This window comes from Microvirga arvi, assembly GCF_016892765.1.
In the GTDB taxonomy this organism is placed as follows: Bacteria; Pseudomonadota; Alphaproteobacteria; order Rhizobiales; family Beijerinckiaceae; genus Microvirga; species Microvirga arvi.
In genome coordinates this window covers 99,582-117,187 of record NZ_JAFEMD010000012.1, presented here as the reverse complement: position 1 = coordinate 117,187, position 17,606 = coordinate 99,582, and the positions used below count along the sequence as shown (strand labels likewise).

General features: G+C 65.4%; 14 protein-coding genes. 7 read left to right on the top strand and 7 right to left on the bottom strand.

What is annotated here, in order from left to right:
• Positions 1-96 precede the first annotated feature (96 nt).
• From ILT44_RS09945 to ILT44_RS09935, 3 genes are all read left to right on the top strand, one after another.
• Positions 97-1,890: a cation:proton antiporter domain-containing protein gene (locus ILT44_RS09945; RefSeq protein ID WP_204239411.1), complete on the top strand. Its 1,794-nt coding sequence runs from the start codon at positions 97-99 to the stop codon at positions 1,888-1,890.
• A gap of 64 nt (positions 1,891-1,954) precedes the next feature.
• The gene (locus ILT44_RS09940) at positions 1,955-3,130 is read left to right on the top strand and encodes a vWA domain-containing protein (protein WP_204239410.1); all 1,176 of its coding nucleotides are present in this window, start codon (positions 1,955-1,957) and stop codon (positions 3,128-3,130) included.
• Positions 3,131-3,191: 61 nt separating this feature from the next.
• Entirely contained in the window at positions 3,192-3,761 is a 570-nt protein-coding gene (locus tag ILT44_RS09935) for a hypothetical protein (protein WP_204239409.1), read from the top strand.
• Positions 3,762-3,878: 117 nt separating this feature from the next.
• Here ILT44_RS09935 and ILT44_RS09930 read toward each other — a convergent pair whose 3' ends face one another.
• On the bottom strand, positions 3,879-4,304 hold the full coding sequence (locus tag ILT44_RS09930; RefSeq protein WP_204239408.1) for a universal stress protein: 426 nt from the start codon (positions 4,302-4,304) through the stop codon (positions 3,879-3,881).
• A 15-nt stretch (positions 4,305-4,319) separates the two neighbouring features.
• Positions 4,320-4,640 (bottom strand): 2Fe-2S iron-sulfur cluster-binding protein, encoded by a 321-nt coding sequence (locus ILT44_RS09925; protein ID WP_204239407.1) that lies wholly within the window; start codon positions 4,638-4,640, stop codon positions 4,320-4,322.
• Positions 4,641-4,957: 317 nt separating this feature from the next.
• Here ILT44_RS09925 and ILT44_RS31615 point away from each other — a divergent pair, with 317 nt between their 5' ends.
• Complete coding sequence (locus tag ILT44_RS31615; protein ID WP_204239406.1) at positions 4,958-9,700, top strand: apolipoprotein A-IV repeat region-like domain-containing protein; 4,743 nt, start codon at positions 4,958-4,960, stop codon at positions 9,698-9,700.
• Positions 9,701-10,042: 342 nt separating this feature from the next.
• On the opposite strand, the gene ILT44_RS09915 is transcribed toward ILT44_RS31615, so the two are convergent.
• The 4 genes from ILT44_RS09915 to ILT44_RS09900 are packed head-to-tail and all read right to left on the bottom strand — an operon-like array spanning position 10,043 to position 14,266.
• Complete coding sequence (locus ILT44_RS09915; protein ID WP_204239405.1) at positions 10,043-10,702, bottom strand: ABC-type transport auxiliary lipoprotein family protein; 660 nt, start codon at positions 10,700-10,702, stop codon at positions 10,043-10,045.
• Positions 10,703-10,726: 24 nt separating this feature from the next.
• Complete coding sequence (locus ILT44_RS09910; protein WP_204239404.1) at positions 10,727-12,304, bottom strand: MlaD family protein; 1,578 nt, start codon at positions 12,302-12,304, stop codon at positions 10,727-10,729.
• 2 nt (positions 12,305-12,306) lie between these two features.
• Positions 12,307-13,113 carry an ABC transporter ATP-binding protein gene (locus ILT44_RS09905; RefSeq protein WP_204239424.1) on the bottom strand — a complete coding sequence of 269 codons (807 nt, stop codon included), beginning with the start codon at positions 13,111-13,113 and terminating at the stop codon, positions 12,307-12,309.
• 4 nt (positions 13,114-13,117) lie between these two features.
• On the bottom strand, positions 13,118-14,266 hold the full coding sequence (locus tag ILT44_RS09900) for an ABC transporter permease (protein WP_372441147.1): 1,149 nt from the start codon (positions 14,264-14,266) through the stop codon (positions 13,118-13,120).
• An 81-nt stretch (positions 14,267-14,347) separates the two neighbouring features.
• On the opposite strand from ILT44_RS09900, the gene dgcA reads away from it, so the two are divergent.
• Positions 14,348-15,331 (top strand): N-acetyl-D-Glu racemase DgcA, encoded by a 984-nt coding sequence (dgcA, locus tag ILT44_RS09895; protein ID WP_204239402.1) that lies wholly within the window; start codon positions 14,348-14,350, stop codon positions 15,329-15,331.
• On the opposite strand, the gene ILT44_RS09890 is transcribed toward dgcA, so the two are convergent.
• Complete coding sequence (locus tag ILT44_RS09890; protein ID WP_204239401.1) at positions 15,301-16,485, bottom strand: MFS transporter; 1,185 nt, start codon at positions 16,483-16,485, stop codon at positions 15,301-15,303. The genes dgcA and ILT44_RS09890 overlap by 31 nt on opposite strands.
• A gap of 114 nt (positions 16,486-16,599) precedes the next feature.
• On the opposite strand from ILT44_RS09890, the gene ILT44_RS09885 reads away from it, so the two are divergent.
• Both ILT44_RS09885 and ILT44_RS09880 read left to right on the top strand, forming a co-directional pair.
• Positions 16,600-17,145, top strand: a complete 546-nt coding sequence (locus ILT44_RS09885) for a hypothetical protein (protein ID WP_204239400.1) — start codon at positions 16,600-16,602, stop codon at positions 17,143-17,145.
• Between the two features lie 116 nt (positions 17,146-17,261).
• Positions 17,262-17,513 carry a CBU_0592 family membrane protein gene (locus ILT44_RS09880; RefSeq protein ID WP_204239399.1) on the top strand — a complete coding sequence of 84 codons (252 nt, stop codon included), beginning with the start codon at positions 17,262-17,264 and terminating at the stop codon, positions 17,511-17,513.
• The last annotated feature ends 93 nt before the right edge of the window (positions 17,514-17,606 follow it).

The following is a 17,606-nucleotide window of genomic DNA, read 5'->3' as shown; positions in this document are numbered from 1 at the left end:
CATTCATGTCGCGCCCGCCCTTCCATCTTGAGCGGCATTAACCCCTTGCGCATCCCTCCTCCCTAGAACGACAATGTCCTCGACCGGAAGGAAGCAATGGCCGCTGAGATAGACCTGTACGCCTATCAGGAACCCATTCTTTTTCTGGCAACGGCCGCTGTCGTCGTCCCCCTCTTCCACAGGCTGCGGATCAGCCCGGTGCTGGGGTTCCTGGCCGCCGGCGCGTTGCTGGGGCCCTTCGGCCTTGGTCGTCTCATTCCCGAATACCCTTGGGTCGATTGGCTCACCTTCACCAATCCGGAAGGCACGTCCCGGCTCGCCGAATTCGGCGTGGTCTTCCTGCTTTTCACCATCGGCATCGAGCTGTCCTGGCAGCGCCTGCGGATCCTGCGCCGGCTGGTCTTTGGCTTCGGAACCCTTCAGGTCGTGCTGTGCACCCTCGCCCTGAGCCTTTTCGCCTATAAGATCGTCGACACCATTGCGGCGGCGGCCCTCATCGGCATTGCACTGGCCCTATCCTCAACGGCGATCGTTCTGCCTGTGCTGGCGGAGCAGAAACGTCTGAATACCTCTGCCGGACGCGCCAGCTTCTCCGCGCTGCTGTTTCAAGACCTCGCAGTCGCGCCGATCCTGTTCACCATCGCGGTGCTCGACACCAGCAAGCCCGAGGTCACCCTTTCCTCCTTCATCTTCCTGCTCCTGCAGGCAGTCCTCGCGCTGGCCGTGATCATCGGCCTCGGGCGCGTCATCCTCCGCCCCTTCTTTCAGCTCGTCTCGGCCACGAGGAGCCCTGAGCTTTTCATGGCAGCCTGCCTGCTCGTGGTGATGGTCACGAGCCTGATCGCAGCCGTGAGCGGGCTCTCCATGGCGCTCGGCGCCTTCATCGCCGGCATTCTCTTGTCGGAAACCGAGTACCGGCGAGCCGTCGACACGACGATCCAGCCGTTCAAGGGCCTGCTGCTCGGCGTCTTCTTCGTATCGGTGGGCATGAGCCTCGACGTCTTCCATCTGCTGGAAGCTCCCGTGACGATCCTGGCGGTGGCAACCCTCGTGATCGCGATCAAGAGCGTGATCATCTACTGGCTGAGCCGCCCCTTCGGCCTGAACGCGGGCGAAGCCGCCGAGACGGGCCTGCTGCTCGGCCCCGGCGGCGAGTTCGCCCTCGTCATTCTCGGCAGCGCCATGGTGGCCGGGCTTGTTCCCGTCACTGTCGGGCAAAACCTTCTGCTCGTTACCACGCTGACCATGGTGGCGATCCCCTTCTTCGCGCGCCTGGGCCGCCGCCTGAGCCGCAAGCTCGAGAGGAAGCGCACTCTCGATCCGGCGATCGCCGTCCTTCCGCCGCCGGAGGAGCGCGGGCGGGTCATCGTGGCAGGCTACGGCCGCGTCGGGCAGCTGGTGGGCGACATGCTCCAGCGCCACAAGGTGCCCTATCTCGCCATCGACATGGACCCGGCGCGTGTGGCCGAGCAGCGGAAGGCCGGAAAACCGGTCTATTTCGGTGACGGCTCCCATCCCGAGTTCCTGCGCGCCTGCGGCATCGAGCAGGCCCGGGCTCTCGTCATCACCCTGGACACGCCCAGTTCCATCGGAGCCGTCGTGTCAGCGGCCCGGCAGGAGCGGCCCGATATCACCATCGTGTCCCGCGCCCGCGACGACAAGCACGCCGCCCAGCTCTACGACATGGGCGTGGACGATGCGGTGCCCGAGACCATCGAGGCTTCCCTGCAGCTGAGCGAGGCGGTTTTGACGGATATCGGGGTGCCCATGGGTCTCGTCATCGCATCGATCCACGAGCGGCGGGACGAGTTCCGTGAAGTTCTCAAGAAGAGGAACACCCGCAAGCCGGACCGTATCGAGTTCCGCGCTCGCCGGACGGTCGGGAAATGACGGCTCCGATCTGACTCGGGCGATTGGCGCTTGACCTCCTCACCCTTTGCCCGACATTGGCTCGATGTTCCTGACCTTCTTCACAGAGCTGCGCGCGGCCAAGGTGCCGGTCTCCTTCCGGGAGTACCTGGCCCTGCTGGAGGCGCTCGACCAGGATCTCGCCGACAAGAGCGTGGAGGAGTTCTACTATCTCTCCCGTACCTGCCTGGTGAAGGACGAGCGGCATTTCGACAAGTTCGACCGGGTCTTCGCCCATGTGTTCAAGGGATTGGAGAGCATGGGCCGCGCGGTCGAGGAGACCGGGATCCCGGAGGAATGGCTGCGCAAGCTCGCGGAGCGCTATCTCACCGATGAGGAGAAGCGCCAGATCGAGGCCATGGGCTGGGACAAGCTCTGGGAGAACCTGAAGAAGCGTCTCGATGAGCAAAAAGGGCGTCACCAGGGCGGCAACAAATGGATCGGCACCGCCGGCACCTCGCCTTACGGCGCCTATGGCTACAACCCGGAAGGCGTGCGCATCGGCCAGGACAAGAACCGCAACTTCCGCGCCGTGAAGGTTTGGGACAAGCGCGAATTCAAGGATTTCGACGACAGCGTCGAGCTCGGCGTGCGCAACATGCGCATCGCGCTGCGGCGGCTCCGCCGCTTCGCCCGCACCGGCTCGGCGGAGGAACTCGACCTCGACGAGACGATCCACGAGACCGCCCACAAAGGCTATCTCGACGTGCGCCTGAGGCCCGAGCGCCGCAACGCCGTGAAGGTGCTCCTCTTCCTCGACGTCGGCGGCTCGATGGACTGGCACATCGAAATCGCGGAGGAGCTGTTCTCGGCCGCACGGCTCGAGTTCAAGCATTTCGAGCATTTCTACTTCCACAACTGCGTCTACGAGAGCCTGTGGAAGGAAAACCGCCGGCGGTTCGACGAGAAGATCCCCACCCTCGACGTGATCCGCACCTATCCGTCGGATTACCGCGTGGTCTTCGTGGGCGATGCCTCCATGAGCCCCTACGAGATCACTCATCCCGGCGGATCCGTGGAGCACTGGAACGAGGAGGCGGGCCAGGCTTGGCTCCGGCGGATCCTGGACCATTTCCCCAAGGCGGTCTGGCTGAACCCGGTGCCTCAGCCGCACTGGGGCTACACCCATTCGATCAGCCTGATCCGGCAAGCTTTCGGCGAGCGTATGTACCCGCTCAATCTCGAAGGCATAGACCACGCGATGCGCGAACTGGTACGGTGAGCATCATCCGGCAAAGTGAGAGCCGGTTTGCCGAAAAGATGATGCGTAGATAAGAAGCCTCATGTCCCAGACCTATACTCACAGCCCCAAGCCCTTCGGTGGGCCGATTTCCTTCACTCTGAAGGGCAGCACGCTCACGGTGGATTCGGGCCGCAAGGTGCATGAGGTCCAGCTCGGCGCCGTCGACACGGTGCGCATGACCTTCGAACCTGGACGGCTGGCCCAGAAATCCTTCCGCACGAAGGTGATCATGAAGGACGGCAAGTCCTTCACCTTCCATTCGCTTGACTGGAAGAGCCTCGTGGAGGCGCAGGAGATGACGCGGGAATACCGCGCCTTCGTGAAATCCCTCTGCGACGCCATCATTCGCGCCAATCCCGAGGCTAGGTTTGTCGCTGGAAAGCCGATGGGCCTGTGGCTTCCGAGTTCGGCCCTCGCCGGTGCATCCCTCCTGGCCATGGCCTATCTGATCTGGCAGGCGTTCCAGATGGGGGCCACCCCAGTCGCGTTGCTGGGAATTCTCCTCGCCATCGTCGGCTTCTGGCAGATCGAGCCCATGATCCGTCTCAACAAGCCCCGCCCCTTCCACTCGGAGGCGTTGCCGGAAGAACTGCTGCCGAAGGCATCTTAAGCCTTAAACGTCCCTATTCCCCGTCATGCCCGCACTTGTTGCGGGCATCCACGTCTTCAGCCACTTGAAGACGTGGATGGCCGGGACGAGCCCGGCCATGACGACTCAGAAATGGAATTAAGCCCTTACCACCAGGACCGAACACCGGGCGTGGCGTACGATGGTAGAGGCGTTGGAGCCGAGCAGGTACGTCGCCATGGTGGGCCGGTGCGAGCCGACCACCACAAGATCGGCGCCGGTCTTCTCTGCCTCGTCCAGAACCTCGGCATAGACGGAGCCAAGGCGGACAACTGCGGAGACACGCTCGGCCGGAAGAGCAACGCCCGCTGCAACATCGGCGAGCTTGTCCTCCGCCTCGCCCTGCTGCTCCTCATCGAAGGCCGGTGGCATGAACTCCATGTAGGTCACCGGCACGATGGCCCGCACATAGATCAGGCGAAGGGCTCCGCCCGAGGTGCTGGCGAGCTCGACGGCCTTGTCGATGGCGGGCTTGGCGGCTTCGACCTCACCGAGATCCACGGGGACGAGAATCGTCTTGAACATGGGGCTTCCTCCGGATCAGCCCTGGCGGGTCGGGGTGTGGACGACGAGGCCGTCGAGCTCCGGTCGAACCCGGATTTGGCAGGACAGCCGGGAGTTCGGGCGCACGTCGTAGGCGAAGTCGAGCATGTCCTCCTCCATCGGCTGCGGCTGGCCGGTCGCAGCCTCCCACTCCTCCGCGACATAGACGTGGCAGGTCGCGCAGGAACAGGCGCCGCCGCACTCGGCCTCGATCCCCGGAACGCCGTTGCGGATGGCGGTTTCCATGACGGTAGCGCCCTCCTCCGCTTCGACGGTGCGGGCTGTCCCTTCGGCATCGATGAACGTGATCTGGATCATTGCGGACCTCTGCTTGTCGGCGCATACTTATGACAGACTGCGCCGGAAGACGAGAGACAGGCGCGTTGCATGCCGTCTTTTTGCCACATTGCGCCCGGTAGAGCAGGTTACTAAGCCGTTAACGACGTTCACAAGTGATAGGGGACATCTGGTTTCCTTGTTTCAGATCGGCCGCTAGACTTGCTTGGTAAATGACAGATTACCGTGCGGAAATACCTTCAATGGTTAATCCGTCGCGCTGAGGCCATGCATTCACCTTTCTTTTCGTGAATCGAGTGCGGCTTCAGGCATCATCAGTTGCGTCACGAGGGCGGATCATGGCGACCGAGAACAAGAAGATGAAAGACCCGGCTGAGGCAGCCCTGACGGCTGTGGAGCAGGCGCTCAACCTTGACGAGACTTTCGTGATCCACACCCCGCCGCGCCCCGGCGACAGGTCCTTCGGCGACGAGCCCAAGCTTCCGGATATCGACGATCACGACTTCACCAAGGGCCCTTTCGGCCTTGGATCCGATTCACTCTCCGCTCATGCGGACGACCATGATCCCAGGCTCGACGACATGGTCCGTTCCGGCTTCATCGCCCCCAACCGGAACGCCGTCGCCAACGATGACCGCCAGAATGTCGGCGTGATGCTGCAGGCCCTTCAGGCTCGCCCCTCCCGCCGGGCTTACGTGCTGGCGACGCTCGCCTCCCTGCTCTGGGTCGGCGGCATAGGCGCCCTCGTCTATACGCAGGGGATCACCACACCCGAGCAGTTGTTCGCCACCTTCTCGACCTCGCAGCTGGCATTGGGCGCCTTAGGCCTCCTAGGCCCGGTCTTCCTGTTTTTCATCGTCGCCATGCTCACCGTCCGATCGCAGGAGATGAAGATGGTGGCCCGGGCGATCAGCGAAGTGGCCGTGCGTCTGGCCCAGCCCGAGAGCTTCTCCACCGATGCGGTCCTCTCCGTCTCTCAGGCCGTGCGCCGTGAGGTGGCGGCCGTCGGCGACGGCGTCGAGCGGGCTCTTGCCCGCGCCGGCGAGCTTGAGACCCTGGTGCGCAGCGAAATCTCCACGCTGGAGCGCGCCTATTCCGACAACGAAATCCGCATCCGCTCGCTCATCGACGAGCTTGTGGCGCAACGCGAGGCCATCGTCTCGAATGCCGAGCGCGTGCGCGGCTCGATCACGGGTGTGCATCAGAACCTGATCCAGGATCTCGACGGCGCCAGCGAGCGCGTCGTGTCTGCCGTCAGCGGCGCGGGCGACAAGGTCACCTCCTCCCTTCAGACGCAGGGCGATCACATCACCCAGGCCCTCGGCCGCGCCGGTGAGCGCGTCGTCGAGGAGATGGCGAGCCGCGGGGTTGAGCTGGTCGATCGCCTCTCGGGCTCCAGCGAAGAGATCAAGAACGGCATCGCCGAGGTCGGCACGACGATCACCGCCGCCCTCGAAGGCAAGGCGCAGGACATCACGGGCGCCTTCGAGCGGACCGGCGATTTGCTGACCCGCCACCTGCAGGAAGGCGCGAGCCAGGTCACCCGCACCCTTGCGGAAACCGGCCGCGGCGTGATCGATGCCCTCGCCCAGCAGGGCAACGACGTGCGCGAGGCTTTCGAGCAGACCGCCCGCAGCCTGGAGGACAGCTTCGCCCAGCGCGGATCCGAGATCACCGAGAAGCTGGCGGCCACCGGCGGCGTGATCGCCGACGACATCTCGGCCCGCACCGCCGAAATGCGCGATCAGATCGCGGCGGCCGGCGCTTCCGTGAGCGAGGAGATCCTGGCCCGCGGCAAGCAGGTGCGCGAGCAGCTCTCCGAGACCGGCACCTCGCTCGTCCAGGAACTCGCCACCAGCAGCGGCAGCCTGCGTGAGGAGTTCGCCCTGACGGCTGGCTCCCTCATCGAGGAGCTTTCGACCCGCGGCAGCTCCCTGCGCGAGCAGCTCGCCAGCACGGGCACCGGGGTCGTCGACGAGATCGTGCTGCGCGGCGGCGAGGTGCGCGAGCACTTGGAGAGCGCCGTGCGGCTCGCCGACGAGTCGATCGGCACCCGCGTCGAGGATCTCGCCAGCCGTCTCGAGACCGCGAGCCAGCGTGTCAGCGAATCCGTCACGGTCCAGGGTCAGGCCCTCGAGACCAGCCTCACCCAGGCGGGCGAGCGCCTCTCGGCTCTCATGGGCACCCAGGTCGAGGAGTTCCGCGCCTCGTTCGAAAACCGTGGCCAGGAATTCTCCGAGACCCTGTCCCTGCACACCGAAGACGCGCAAAATCGGCTCGCCAGCACGGCCAAGGATATCGTGCTTGCCATCGCTTCCCAGGGCTCGCGCGTCAACGAGGCTCTCAACCGTACGGCAGAGAACCTGTCCACAACCGTCGACAGCCGCACCCGCGAGATGGAGGAGACCCTCGTCGCCCGCCTCACGGCTCTCGAGGACGTCACGACCCGCGGCAGCGAAGTGGCCGAGCGGATCTCCCGCGATGTGGGCAGCCTGACCGACACGATCACCGGCCGCCTCGAGGAAATGGACCGCCTGATTACGGTCCAGGGCCGCACCGTCGCCGAGTCCTTCACGGACCGTGCCCGCGAGGCCACCACCGCCATCGAGACGCAGCTTGCCGCCCTCGAGGAGCATGCCACCCGCCGCACCTCGGAGATCACCGCCAACTTCGATACCATCGTCGAGCGGGTCGACAGCGTTCTCGGCGCCCGCTCCACCGCCCTCAACGAGGCTCTCGTGGTGCGCACCGGCGAGATGGCCCGCGTCATGGCGGAAGGCGGACGCGACGTGGCCACGTCCCTCCAGGCCCGCGTGGACGAGATCAGCCAGGCGATCACGGCAAAGACCAATGCCATCGCCGAGACCCTGTCCTCCAGGGCCGAGCATATCAGCCAGTCCCTCGACAGCCGCATCGCCTCCATCAACGAGGTGCTTGGCAACCGCGCCGACGAGATCACCGAGACCCTCGGCACCCGCGCCTTCGAGATCAATCAGACTCTGGGAAGCCGCGCGGAGGAGATCGCCTCGACCCTCGGCAGCCGCACCGAGGAGCTTGCCGCCGCTCTCAACCAGAGCGTGACGATGCTTGAGGACCGCGTGGTCAACCGCCTGAGCGGCGTCGCCGAAACCATCGACGAGCGCGGCCAGTCGGTTCTCGGCTCGCTCACCGGCCGCATCGGCGAGATCCGCTCGATCTTCGACACCCAGGGCGCCTCTCTCGTCGAGAGCCTGGGCAGCCGCGGCGAGGTCATCGGCCGCGAGGTCGCCGCCATCAGCGACGCGACCCTGCGCAGCCTCGAAGAGCGCAGCAGCGCCGTGATCGAGAGCCTGCAGGATCGCAGCGCCACCCTCCTCTCGTCGCTCCAGGAGCGCACGATGGAGCTTACCGCCTCCTATCTGCAGTCAACACAGGCCGTGCGCAGCGCCCTCGACGAGGGCACGCAGCAGAATGTGGAGGCCCTCACCGGCGCCAACGAGCGCCTGCGGGGCGAGCTCGGCGAGGTCCTCGGCCGCCTCACCGATGCCAACCGCATGCTCCAGCAGGTAGCGGCTTCCGCCAGCAGCAATCTCGGCGCCGTCGAGGACGGGCTGGCCGGGCGCGTGCAGCATATCGAGGCGCTCCTCTCGGAGATCGCCACCCAGACGGGCCGCGCCTCCGACCAGGTCGCCGATCAGGTCGACGCCCTGCGCCACGTGTCCTCCGGCGCGATCCAGCAGGCGCTGGAACTGGCCCGGAGCCTCGAAGAGCGCGGCCAGGCGCTCACCAGCACCACCAGCGAGCAGATGCGGACCCTCACCGAGGCCGCGAGTGCCCTGGAGCATGTGGAAGCGCGTATGAACGAGGCCCTCTCCAGCCGCCAGCAGGCTCTGGACGAGCTCCTGACCCGGATCAGCGCCCGCTCGCAGGATCTCGAGTCGGTCACCCGCTCCTTCACCACCGTCGTGGAGGGCTCCCTTCAGAATGCCGAAACCAAGGCGCGCCAGATCGGCTCGGTCTTGGCCGCTGCGGCCGAGACCACCACGACCGCCATCGGCGAGCAGTTCGAGCGCATCCGCGCCACCACCGGCCAGGAGAGCGAGCGGACGGCGGAAGCCCTGCGCGCCAGCTACGAGCAGGCGACCGGTGAGATGGCCGAGGCCCTCGGGAATGCAACCGCCAAATTCCGCGAGGCCATGGGCGAGCTGCGCGGCATGACCGGGCAGATCCAGCGCGAGCTGGAGGCCACCCGCGCCGAGCTCCGCCGCGGCGTCGTCGAACTGCCGCAGGAGACGCAGGAGACGACCGCCAACATGCGCCGCGTCGTCGCCGACCAGATCAAGGCCCTCAACGAGCTGTCGGCCCTCGTATCCCGCTCGAACCGCCTCGTCGACGCGGCCCCTGCGGCCCAGCCGCGAAAGGCCGCCGTCAACGAGACCCCGGTCGCTGCGACCATGGCGGCCGTGGCCGCCGCGGTCGAGCAGCGGATCGCCCAGACACCTGTCGCCGCCCCAACACCCGCTCCGGTGGCCCGCCAAGCGGAGCCCAAGCCCGCTCCGGCTCCGGCCCCCGCTCCTGCACCCGCGCGTCAGGCTCCGCCGGCGGCCGAGCGTCCCGCACCCCGCCGGGAGGAGGCCCCTGCCCGCGAGGCCGGCGCCCGCGGCGGCTGGCTGTCGGATCTCCTGAACCGGGCCTCCCGCGAGGACAATGTGGAGCCGGCCCGCAGCACCGCAGGCCGCACAGATCGCACCCGCGTCAACAGCCTCGAGTCGCTCGACTCGATCTCGGTCGACATCGCGCGCATGATCGACCATGACGCGGCCGTGGAATTGTGGGACCGCTACCGCCGCGGCGAGAGCAACGTGTTCACCCGTCGCCTCTACACGCTGCAGGGTCAGCAGACCTTCGAGGAGATCCGCCGCAAGTACAGCCGTGACGACGAGTTCCGGCAGACGGTGGACCGGTACGTGGAAGAGTTCGAGCGCCTGCTCGCCGAGGTCTCCCGCGACGACCGTGACTCCATGCTGACGAAGACCTATCTCACCTCGGAGACCGGCAAGGTCTACACCATGCTCGCCCATGCGAGCGGCCGGTTCGACTGAGGCGGCTCAAGTTTCAGCTGAATAAAAACGCGGCCCGAGAGCCGCGTTTTTTGTTGGGTTACTCCACTGTCATTCCGGGGCGGCCAAGGGCCGAGCCCGGAATCCATAACCACTAACGGTGCAGAAAGAGACGCAGCGCTGATCGATCTTTCTTGAGGCGTCGTGTTTATGGATTCCGGGCTCTCGCTAACGCTCGCCCCGGAATGACACCGTCACCTCAGGCCGGGCCTGTCCCGGCCATCCCGATCAGGAAAAGTGTTGCACCTCTCAGAAACGAGATCACCGGCACAAGGCCGGTGATGACGAAGAGGATGCTGATCGATATTTGAATTGAATACGCGTCTAAGCCGGTGCCCGGTTTTCACCCGTCGCAGCAGTGCCCGGATCTTCGCGCCGGGGCAGATGGCTGCCGCTGACCCAGCGCACGATGTCGAGCATGACGACGGTGAGGGCTTCGTCCAGGGCACGGGCCGCGTTCGGCGCGTCGACGGCGCTGGCCGGAACGCTGGCGCGGAAAATACGGCCGTTGACGATGCGGCCGTCCCGGTCGCTGACGATCTTCACGGAAATCTCGGCGACGGCCTGATTGTCGGGGGTCGCGATCTCGAACCGCCGCAGCTCGGAGACGAGCTGAACGTCGGCCACCGCTCCACTGCTCGGCCGGGAGACTCCCCGCAATTGGGAGGAGTTTTCGAAGGTATTGATCAGGCGGGTCTGGATCAGGCGGGGCAGATTGTCGGCCCACTGCCCTCCTCCGATGAACGAGACCGAGCCGCTGGCGTCCTTCACCAGGATCTGCTGGGTGGCGAGGGTCTGCAGGGCTGCGGGCTCCGCCACCAGAACCTGAACGCCTGAGGCGCCCCTGATCCGGGAGGTGGGGGCTGAAAGGTCGTACGTGGCTGGTGCAGGTCCCGACGAACAGGCACCGGTCAGGGCAGCCATAACCGCCACCGGGGCTAGGCGCCGGAGCAGGCAGGCTCGATCGTTCAGGGGATTCAACACGGAGGATCCACGCATACTGGTTACTTAACGGCGTCCATTGTACTCGGGGAGGTTCGAACGGCCACCGAAAAGAAACTGCTGTGGATTACGCTCGATGCTGCGGACCGCCCGGCTGATGTCTCCCAGCGTCCGGCGGCCTTCGACGGCCAGAGCCTCGTACTCCCGCAGGCCTGAATCCGTGAAGCGGCCCACACCGGACAGGACACCCTGGATGCCTTCGGTGCGTTGATTGAGGTCCTCGGCAAGCTCCCGCACGGAGACTGCAGCAGCGCGGATCTCATCGAAGGCTCCCTTGCCGGCCTCACCGGAGGCCGAGCCCAGGAACTTCTCGGCCCCTGCCAGAACGCCGTCGATCCGGTCGGCGGACTTGTTGAGCTTCTCCGTGATTGTGCGGGCTTCCTGGATCGCCTTGTCCACATCCGGGCTCCGGCGGCTCAGGGTCTGAGTGAAGGTGTCGATGTTGTCGATCGTACGTCCAACCTTGGCAGGGTCGACCGCCTGCGCCAGCTCGGCGATCTCGCTGACGGCGCTGTCCAGCTTGGGCGCAGTCTGGTTGAGACGCGCGATCAAGCTCGCCGCATCCCGAAGAGCGCTGTTGATGGCTTCGCGGTTCTCGCCGAGCGACTGGGCGAACTTGTCCGTATTCTCGACGATCCGGAAGACACGCTGCGCGTCGATCGAGTTGGCCACTTCCTCGACCTTGTCGACGGTGCGGCCCACTTTGGCCGGGTCGATGGCCTTCGCGATGTTCGAAATATCGCTGACCACGCTGTCCAGTTTCGGAGCGGTTTCGTTCAGGCGGGTGACAAGGGTTTCGGCATTGCGGAAGGTATTGTCGATGGCCTGCCGGCTTTCACCCAGAGCCTGGGTGAAGCCCTCTACATTCTCGACGATCCGGGTCACGCGCTGCGGCTCCACCGCGCGGACCACAGCGTCGACATTCGTGGCGAGCGTCTCAAGCTTTTCCGCCAGAGGGCCGACTCTCTCGGCCGCTTGGCCCACCTGGGCCAGGAAGCGGTCGATGCCCTCCGCGTTCTCGCCGAGAGCCTGGGAGAAGCGCTCCACGTTCTGGATCGTCCGGCTGATGCCCGCCTCATTGTCGGTCACGACACGACCCACCCGCTCCAGCACGTCGTCGGCCCGGCGAGCAATGTTGCGAGCGGTCTCGATGAGATCCTGGAAGTCGGACCGGTCGGCGAAGATGGTCGGCATGGGCTGTCCGGGGCCTGCCACCAGCGGGGGTGCGCTGGGCTCGCCGCCCGACAGGCCGACATTCGCGACGCCGGTCAGGCCCTGGTATTCCAGGCGGGCGCGGGTGTCGGAGCGGATCGGCGTGCTGCTGTTGACCGAAGCGATGGCTACCACCCGGCGCGGATCCTCCGGCAGAAGGTCGAGGCTTGACACCTCGCCGACCCGCAGGCCGTTGAAGGACACGCTCGAGCCCTGCGAGAGCCCTGAGACGGAGCCGGAAAACACGATGCGGACGCTCTGACGGGCCTGCCCCCGCTCACCACCTGAGAACCAGTAGACAAAGCCGAAGGCGGCCGCGATCACAGCGATGGTGAAAAGGCCGATCAGGGCATAGTTTGCACGCGTTTCCATCGTTACCCTTGCGCGCCGCCGGCCATGACCGCGCGTGCCCGCTTCCCATGAAAATAAGAACGAAGCCACGGATGGTCCGAGGCCAGCATCGCCTCGATGGGACCTTCCGCGAGAATCTTGCCCTCGCCCAAAGCCGCTATCCGGTCGCAGACCGAGTAGAGGCTGTCCAGGTCATGGGTTACCATGAATACGGTCAGCCCTAAAGTCCGCTGTAACGTCGCGATAAGATCGTCGAACTCGCCGGCGCCGATGGGGTCGAGGCCCGAGGTCGGCTCGTCGAGAAAGACGATCTCTGGGTCGAGGGCGAGCGCTCGGGCGAGCGCCGCACGCTTGATCATGCCGCCCGATAGCTCGGAGGGCAGCTTGTCGGCGGCGTCCGGGTTGAGCCCCACCATCTCGATCTTGAGCATGGCCAGCTCGTCGAGCAGCCGGTCCGACAGGCGCAGGTATTCGCGCATGGGCACCTGGATGTTCTGCTTGACGGTCAGCGCCGAGAACAGCGCCCCCTGCTGAAACAGCACGCCCCAATGGCGCTCCAGCTGCCGGCGCTCGTTAGACGAAAGCTCATCGAGGTTCTGGCCCAGCACCTCGATGGTGCCCGCCCTCTTGGGCACGAGCCCGAGGATGGCGCGGGTCAGAACCGACTTGCCCTGACCGGAACCGCCGACGAACCCTAGGATCTCGCCGCGATACACGTCGAGGTCGAGCCCTTTCAGGATCGTTTTCTCGCCGAAGCCGACCTCGACACCGCGGGCGCGGATGATGATCTCGCGGTTCTTCGTCGGATCGGGGTGGCGGCGCTCGAGCATCATCTCAGTAATTGATCGCTGCGAAGAACATGGCGAAGAGGCCGTCGAGCACGATGACCATGAAGATGGACTTCACCACAGAGGAGGTCACATGGCGGCCGAGCGACTCGGCGGATCCGGCCACCGCCAGCCCTTCCAGGGTCGCGATGATGCCGATGACCACCGCCATGAAGGGCGCCTTCATGATGCCGACCAGGAAGGTGTTCATGCCGACGGCAGATCTGAGGCGCTCAAGGAAAATATCGGGGCTGATGCCGCCATAGACCCAGGTCGTCAGCCCTCCCCCCACGAGCGCCGCGATGGACGCGATGAAGGTCAGGAGCGGCAGGCCGATGATCAGGGCGAGGATGCGCGGGACGATCAGGACCTCGATGGGATCGAGGCCCATCACCCGCAGGGCATCGATCTCCTCCCGCATCTTCATGGACCCGATCTCGGCCGTGAAGGCCGAACCGGAGCGTCCGGCGACCATGATGGACGTGAGAAGCACGCCCAGCTCGCGCAGGACCAGGATGCCGATCAGATCGATGACGAAGGGCGTGGCCCCGAACTTGATCAACTGGAATATGCCCTGCTGGGAGACGATGCAGCCCACCAGGAACGAGATCAGCACGATGATCGGCACGCCCCGGTAGGCGATCTGCTCCAGCTGGTTGATCACCGCAGTGCCGCGGAAGCGCCGGGGATGAACGATCACCCGCACAAGCCCGGCGACGAGTTCGCCGAGGAAGCCGATTCCGCCGACCAGATCCTTGCCGGCGCCGGCAACGCTCTGTCCCACGTCAACGAAGAAGTCCACGGTCCGGAACAGCCGGGGTTTTGGCTTGTCCTCGAAGTCGCGATAAGCGGCCTCCTCGAGGAGGATCTTCTGCTCTGGAGACGCATTGGCGAAATCCGCCTGGCCCTTGGCCGACAGCTCGTGCTTGGTGCGGCCGAGCGTCCAGGCGCCCAGGGTGTCCAGACGCTCAACACCGCTCAGGTCGAAGCGGACGGGAAAGTGATCGGTTTCGGTTGCGATCTCGTCGACAAGAGCCTCGACCCGCTGGGCATGCGGCGCCGTCCAGGGACCGGACAGACGGATCGTCGTCTCTCCCCCGGTGCGCTCGATTGTCATGTCCGGCCCTTGAGCCAAGGTGCCCTGCGCCACGATCATCCCTTCGGCATTGATTCCGCTTGGTGATAGCGTGTCATTGCGCCACAAGTCGAGACGAAGTTCATAAGAGAAGCCAAGAGAATGCGTCAGCTCACCGTTTCCATCGACCGTTTCCCCATTGCCGGCAAGTTCACCATCGCCCGGGGCTCCCGCACCGAGGCGGTGGTCGTCACCGCAACGATTGCCGAAGACGGAGCCGTCGGCCATGGAGAATGCGTGCCCTACCCGCGCTACGGCGAGACGGTTGAAGGCGTGGCGGCGGCGATCGAGGCCATTCGGCCGCAGATCGAAGCCGGGCTGACCCGGGAAGCGCTCCAGAACCTGATGCCTGCAGGCGCGGCCCGCAACGCGGTGGACTGCGCCCTCTGGGATCTCGACGCCAAGCGTTCCGGCATCCGCGCCCATATGACGGCCGGCCTCACCCGCTGGCCGCCGGCGACCACGGCCTACACGATCAGCCTCGACACCCCCGAAGGCATGGCCGAGGCCACCGCCAAGGCCGCGCATCGGCCGATCCTCAAGGTCAAGTTCGGGGCCCCCGACGGGGACATTGAGAGGATCAAAGCCGTGCGCCGGGCGGCGCCCCAGGCGACCTTGATCGCGGACGCCAACGAGGGCTGGACCGAGGCCAACATCGAACAGCACCTCGCGGCCTGCGCCGAAGCCGGCTACGCCCTCGTGGAGCAGCCTCTGCCCGCCAAGGAGGACGGCTATTTGAGCCGGATCCCGCGTCCCGTTCCGATCCTGGCCGACGAGAGCGTGCATGACCGTGCGAGCCTCGACCGGCTGGTGGGGCTCTACGATCTCGTCAACATCAAGCTCGACAAGACGGGCGGCCTCACGGAGGCCCTGGCCCTCGCCGATGCGGCGGAGGCCAAGGGTTTTTCCCTGATGATCGGCTGCATGGTCGGGACTTCGCTTGCCATGGCCCCGGCCCTGGTGCTCGCGCCGCGTGCCCGCTTCGTCGATCTCGACGGCCCGCTTCTGCTGGCCAAGGACCGGGAACCCGGCCTCCGTTACGAGGGCAGCATCGTCTACCCGCCGGAGCCCGCGCTCTGGGGCTGATCCTTCTTCAGGCGGACGACCACCAGCATCAGCACGAAGCCGATGGCTCCCAGGGGAGCCATCGCGGCGAACACGCCCGCCCCCACCTCGCTGTAGATCATGCCGCTGACCATGGTGGAGACGGCCGTGGTCAGGGCGGCAAGGGAGCCGTAGATGCCCTGCGCCCGCCCCCTTGCCTGCATGGGAGCAAGAGCCGTTAACGCCGCCATGGTGCCGATATGGGTCGCGGCGAAGGACAGGGCATGCATGGCCTGGAGCACGAGCATGACCTCCGCTCCGGGCTGGAGGGACATGATCGTGAAGCGGATGACCGCCGCTGCCGACCCGAGCAGGATGAGGCCCACCCCCGATCCGCGCCCGACCGCCCGGCCGAGGACGATGAAGACCAGGATCTCCGCGACGACGCCTGCGGCCCAGAAATAGCCGATGACCTCGTCGGAGAAGCCGATGGAGCGCCAATAGATGCTGGCGAAGGCATTGAGCGCGCCATGGCTGCCCTGGGTCAGGGCGCCGGCGATCAGCACCAGCCACAGGACCCTGGAGAGGCGGGCCGAGGCTTTGTCCGTCTCAGGCTCGTCGTTCTGTATCGTGGTCTCGGGCTCCTCGTGCGGCACGACGATCAGTGTCGCGGTGATGCCGAGGATCGGGATGAGCGTCAGGGCGACGATCACCACATCCGCGCCGAAGGCTCCGACCAGATAGCCGCCCACGATATTGGTGATGAAGAAGGCCACGGAGCCGGCGCCCCGGATCCGGCCGTAGTTCAGGCCCGGATGGCGCTGGACCGCATTGGTCGAGACGAGGTCGTTGCCCGGGATGATGCAGGATTGTGCAACGGCGACTAGGGCTACGAGAGCGATGATCACGGCGCTGCTGTCGCTGAGCAGGAACAGGGGAAACCCGATCAGCTGCCCCAGATGGCTCGCCAGCAGCAGCCGACGCGCTCCGAAGGAGCGGTCCGCGAGGCTCAGGAGCGGCGCGGTCGCAAGGATACGGACGATGATGGGGATGGCGACCACGAACCCGATGAGCGTCGGCGACAGGTTCTTGCTCTGCAGCCAGAGCGGGAAGAACGGCAGATACATCCCATGGCTGGCGAAGCTAGCGGCCTGCAGGGCGCCAAGTCGGAATTCGAGAGCTTTGAGCGGACGCATCGAGGAGAGGGTCTTCCAGGGTCGAAAATGGCCTAAATCAACAAAAACGGCGTGCAAGACCCTATCTCTAAAGCGTTAGAGGGGTTGAGCCGGCACCCGCTTTGGACTCATCTGATGGGAGAGTGGAATCAAACCCTGGCGCAGATGGATTTCGTTACCATGCCCGATGAAGAGACAAACGTCACGTTCGGCGACCTGGATTTCGACACCATCGAAGCCGCCGTCATGGAGACCGCCCGCGGCCGCTGGTTCCTGAAGGAATATGCAAGGCGCAACCGCAATTCGGACACGCAAGCCGTGCTGGACGCCGTGAACCGCTTAAGGGAAGTGCCGCTCGACGCGACGGCGGCCGCTCCTCTCAAGGCCTATCTGGAGGACATGGCGGCCGCCATCCTGCAGACCAAAGCGGATATGCGCTCCTTCCCCGTGATCGAATCGGACGATCCCTTAAGTGCTTTGTCGGAGGCGGAGCTTCAGGAGGCCGCCGAACAGCGCATCCGGAGCATGGTCCGCACGCTTCATTTTCTGGAAAGCCGGATCCAGAACTTGATCGACCTCTGCAAGGCCGAGGCAGCCCGGACGGAAGTGCTCTTGGAGGCCGGCCCTTTCGAAGGTGAAAAGGCCCAGCGCCTCTCCCCTCATCCTGCTTTCCTGATGTAGAAGCGGCTCCCGCGCCGAGTGGGCGCTCTCCTGCCAGGTGATGGTCTCTCCAAAACCGATTCCAATACGGCCCGATTTGTCTTAGAGGCGCTGTTGCGGATCAGACGGAGACCTCGATGAGCTTGCCTGACATCATAGGGCTGGGCGGAGTTGCAGCCTATCTGGCGGCCTACGGATTGCTGCAGCTGGGTATCCTGAAGCTTGAAGATCTGCGCTATGCATTCCTGAATGCCCTCGGCGCGCTCCTGATTCTCTACTCGCTGGCATTCGACTTCAATCTGGCCTCGTTCGTCACGCAAACCGCCTGGCTGGTTCTGACCATTCTCGGCTACATCCGCTCGCGCAGCAGGCGAGCCCGGACGGTCTGAATTGCTTTGGCACCATCGGCCGGGGTCTTAAGCCCATGCGTCCGGCGCAGAGGCTGTCGATCCGAATGAGGCTTCACGCAGCCGCTTCCCCGT

Bases quoted from the DNA above. Each gene is read 5' to 3' on its own strand.
- ILT44_RS09945 (WP_204239411.1), top strand. From the start codon at position 97: ATGGCCGCTGAGATAGACCTGTACGCCTATCAGGAACCCATTCTTTTT.
- ILT44_RS09940 (WP_204239410.1), top strand. From the start codon at position 1,955: ATGTTCCTGACCTTCTTCACAGAGCTGCGCGCGGCCAAGGTGCCGGTC.
- ILT44_RS09935 (WP_204239409.1), top strand. From the start codon at position 3,192: ATGTCCCAGACCTATACTCACAGCCCCAAGCCCTTCGGTGGGCCGATT.
- ILT44_RS09930 (WP_204239408.1), bottom strand. From the start codon at position 4,304: ATGTTCAAGACGATTCTCGTCCCCGTGGATCTCGGTGAGGTCGAAGCC.
- ILT44_RS09925 (WP_204239407.1), bottom strand. From the start codon at position 4,640: ATGATCCAGATCACGTTCATCGATGCCGAAGGGACAGCCCGCACCGTC.
- ILT44_RS31615 (WP_204239406.1), top strand. From the start codon at position 4,958: ATGGCGACCGAGAACAAGAAGATGAAAGACCCGGCTGAGGCAGCCCTG.
- ILT44_RS09910 (WP_204239404.1), bottom strand. From the start codon at position 12,304: ATGGAAACGCGTGCAAACTATGCCCTGATCGGCCTTTTCACCATCGCT.
- ILT44_RS09905 (WP_204239424.1), bottom strand. From the start codon at position 13,113: ATGCTCGAGCGCCGCCACCCCGATCCGACGAAGAACCGCGAGATCATC.
- ILT44_RS09900 (WP_372441147.1), bottom strand. From the start codon at position 14,266: ATGATCGTGGCGCAGGGCACCTTGGCTCAAGGGCCGGACATGACAATC.
- dgcA (WP_204239402.1), top strand. From the start codon at position 14,348: ATGCGTCAGCTCACCGTTTCCATCGACCGTTTCCCCATTGCCGGCAAG.
- ILT44_RS09890 (WP_204239401.1), bottom strand. From the start codon at position 16,485: ATGCGTCCGCTCAAAGCTCTCGAATTCCGACTTGGCGCCCTGCAGGCC.
- ILT44_RS09885 (WP_204239400.1), top strand. From the start codon at position 16,600: ATGGGAGAGTGGAATCAAACCCTGGCGCAGATGGATTTCGTTACCATG.
- ILT44_RS09880 (WP_204239399.1), top strand. From the start codon at position 17,262: ATGAGCTTGCCTGACATCATAGGGCTGGGCGGAGTTGCAGCCTATCTG.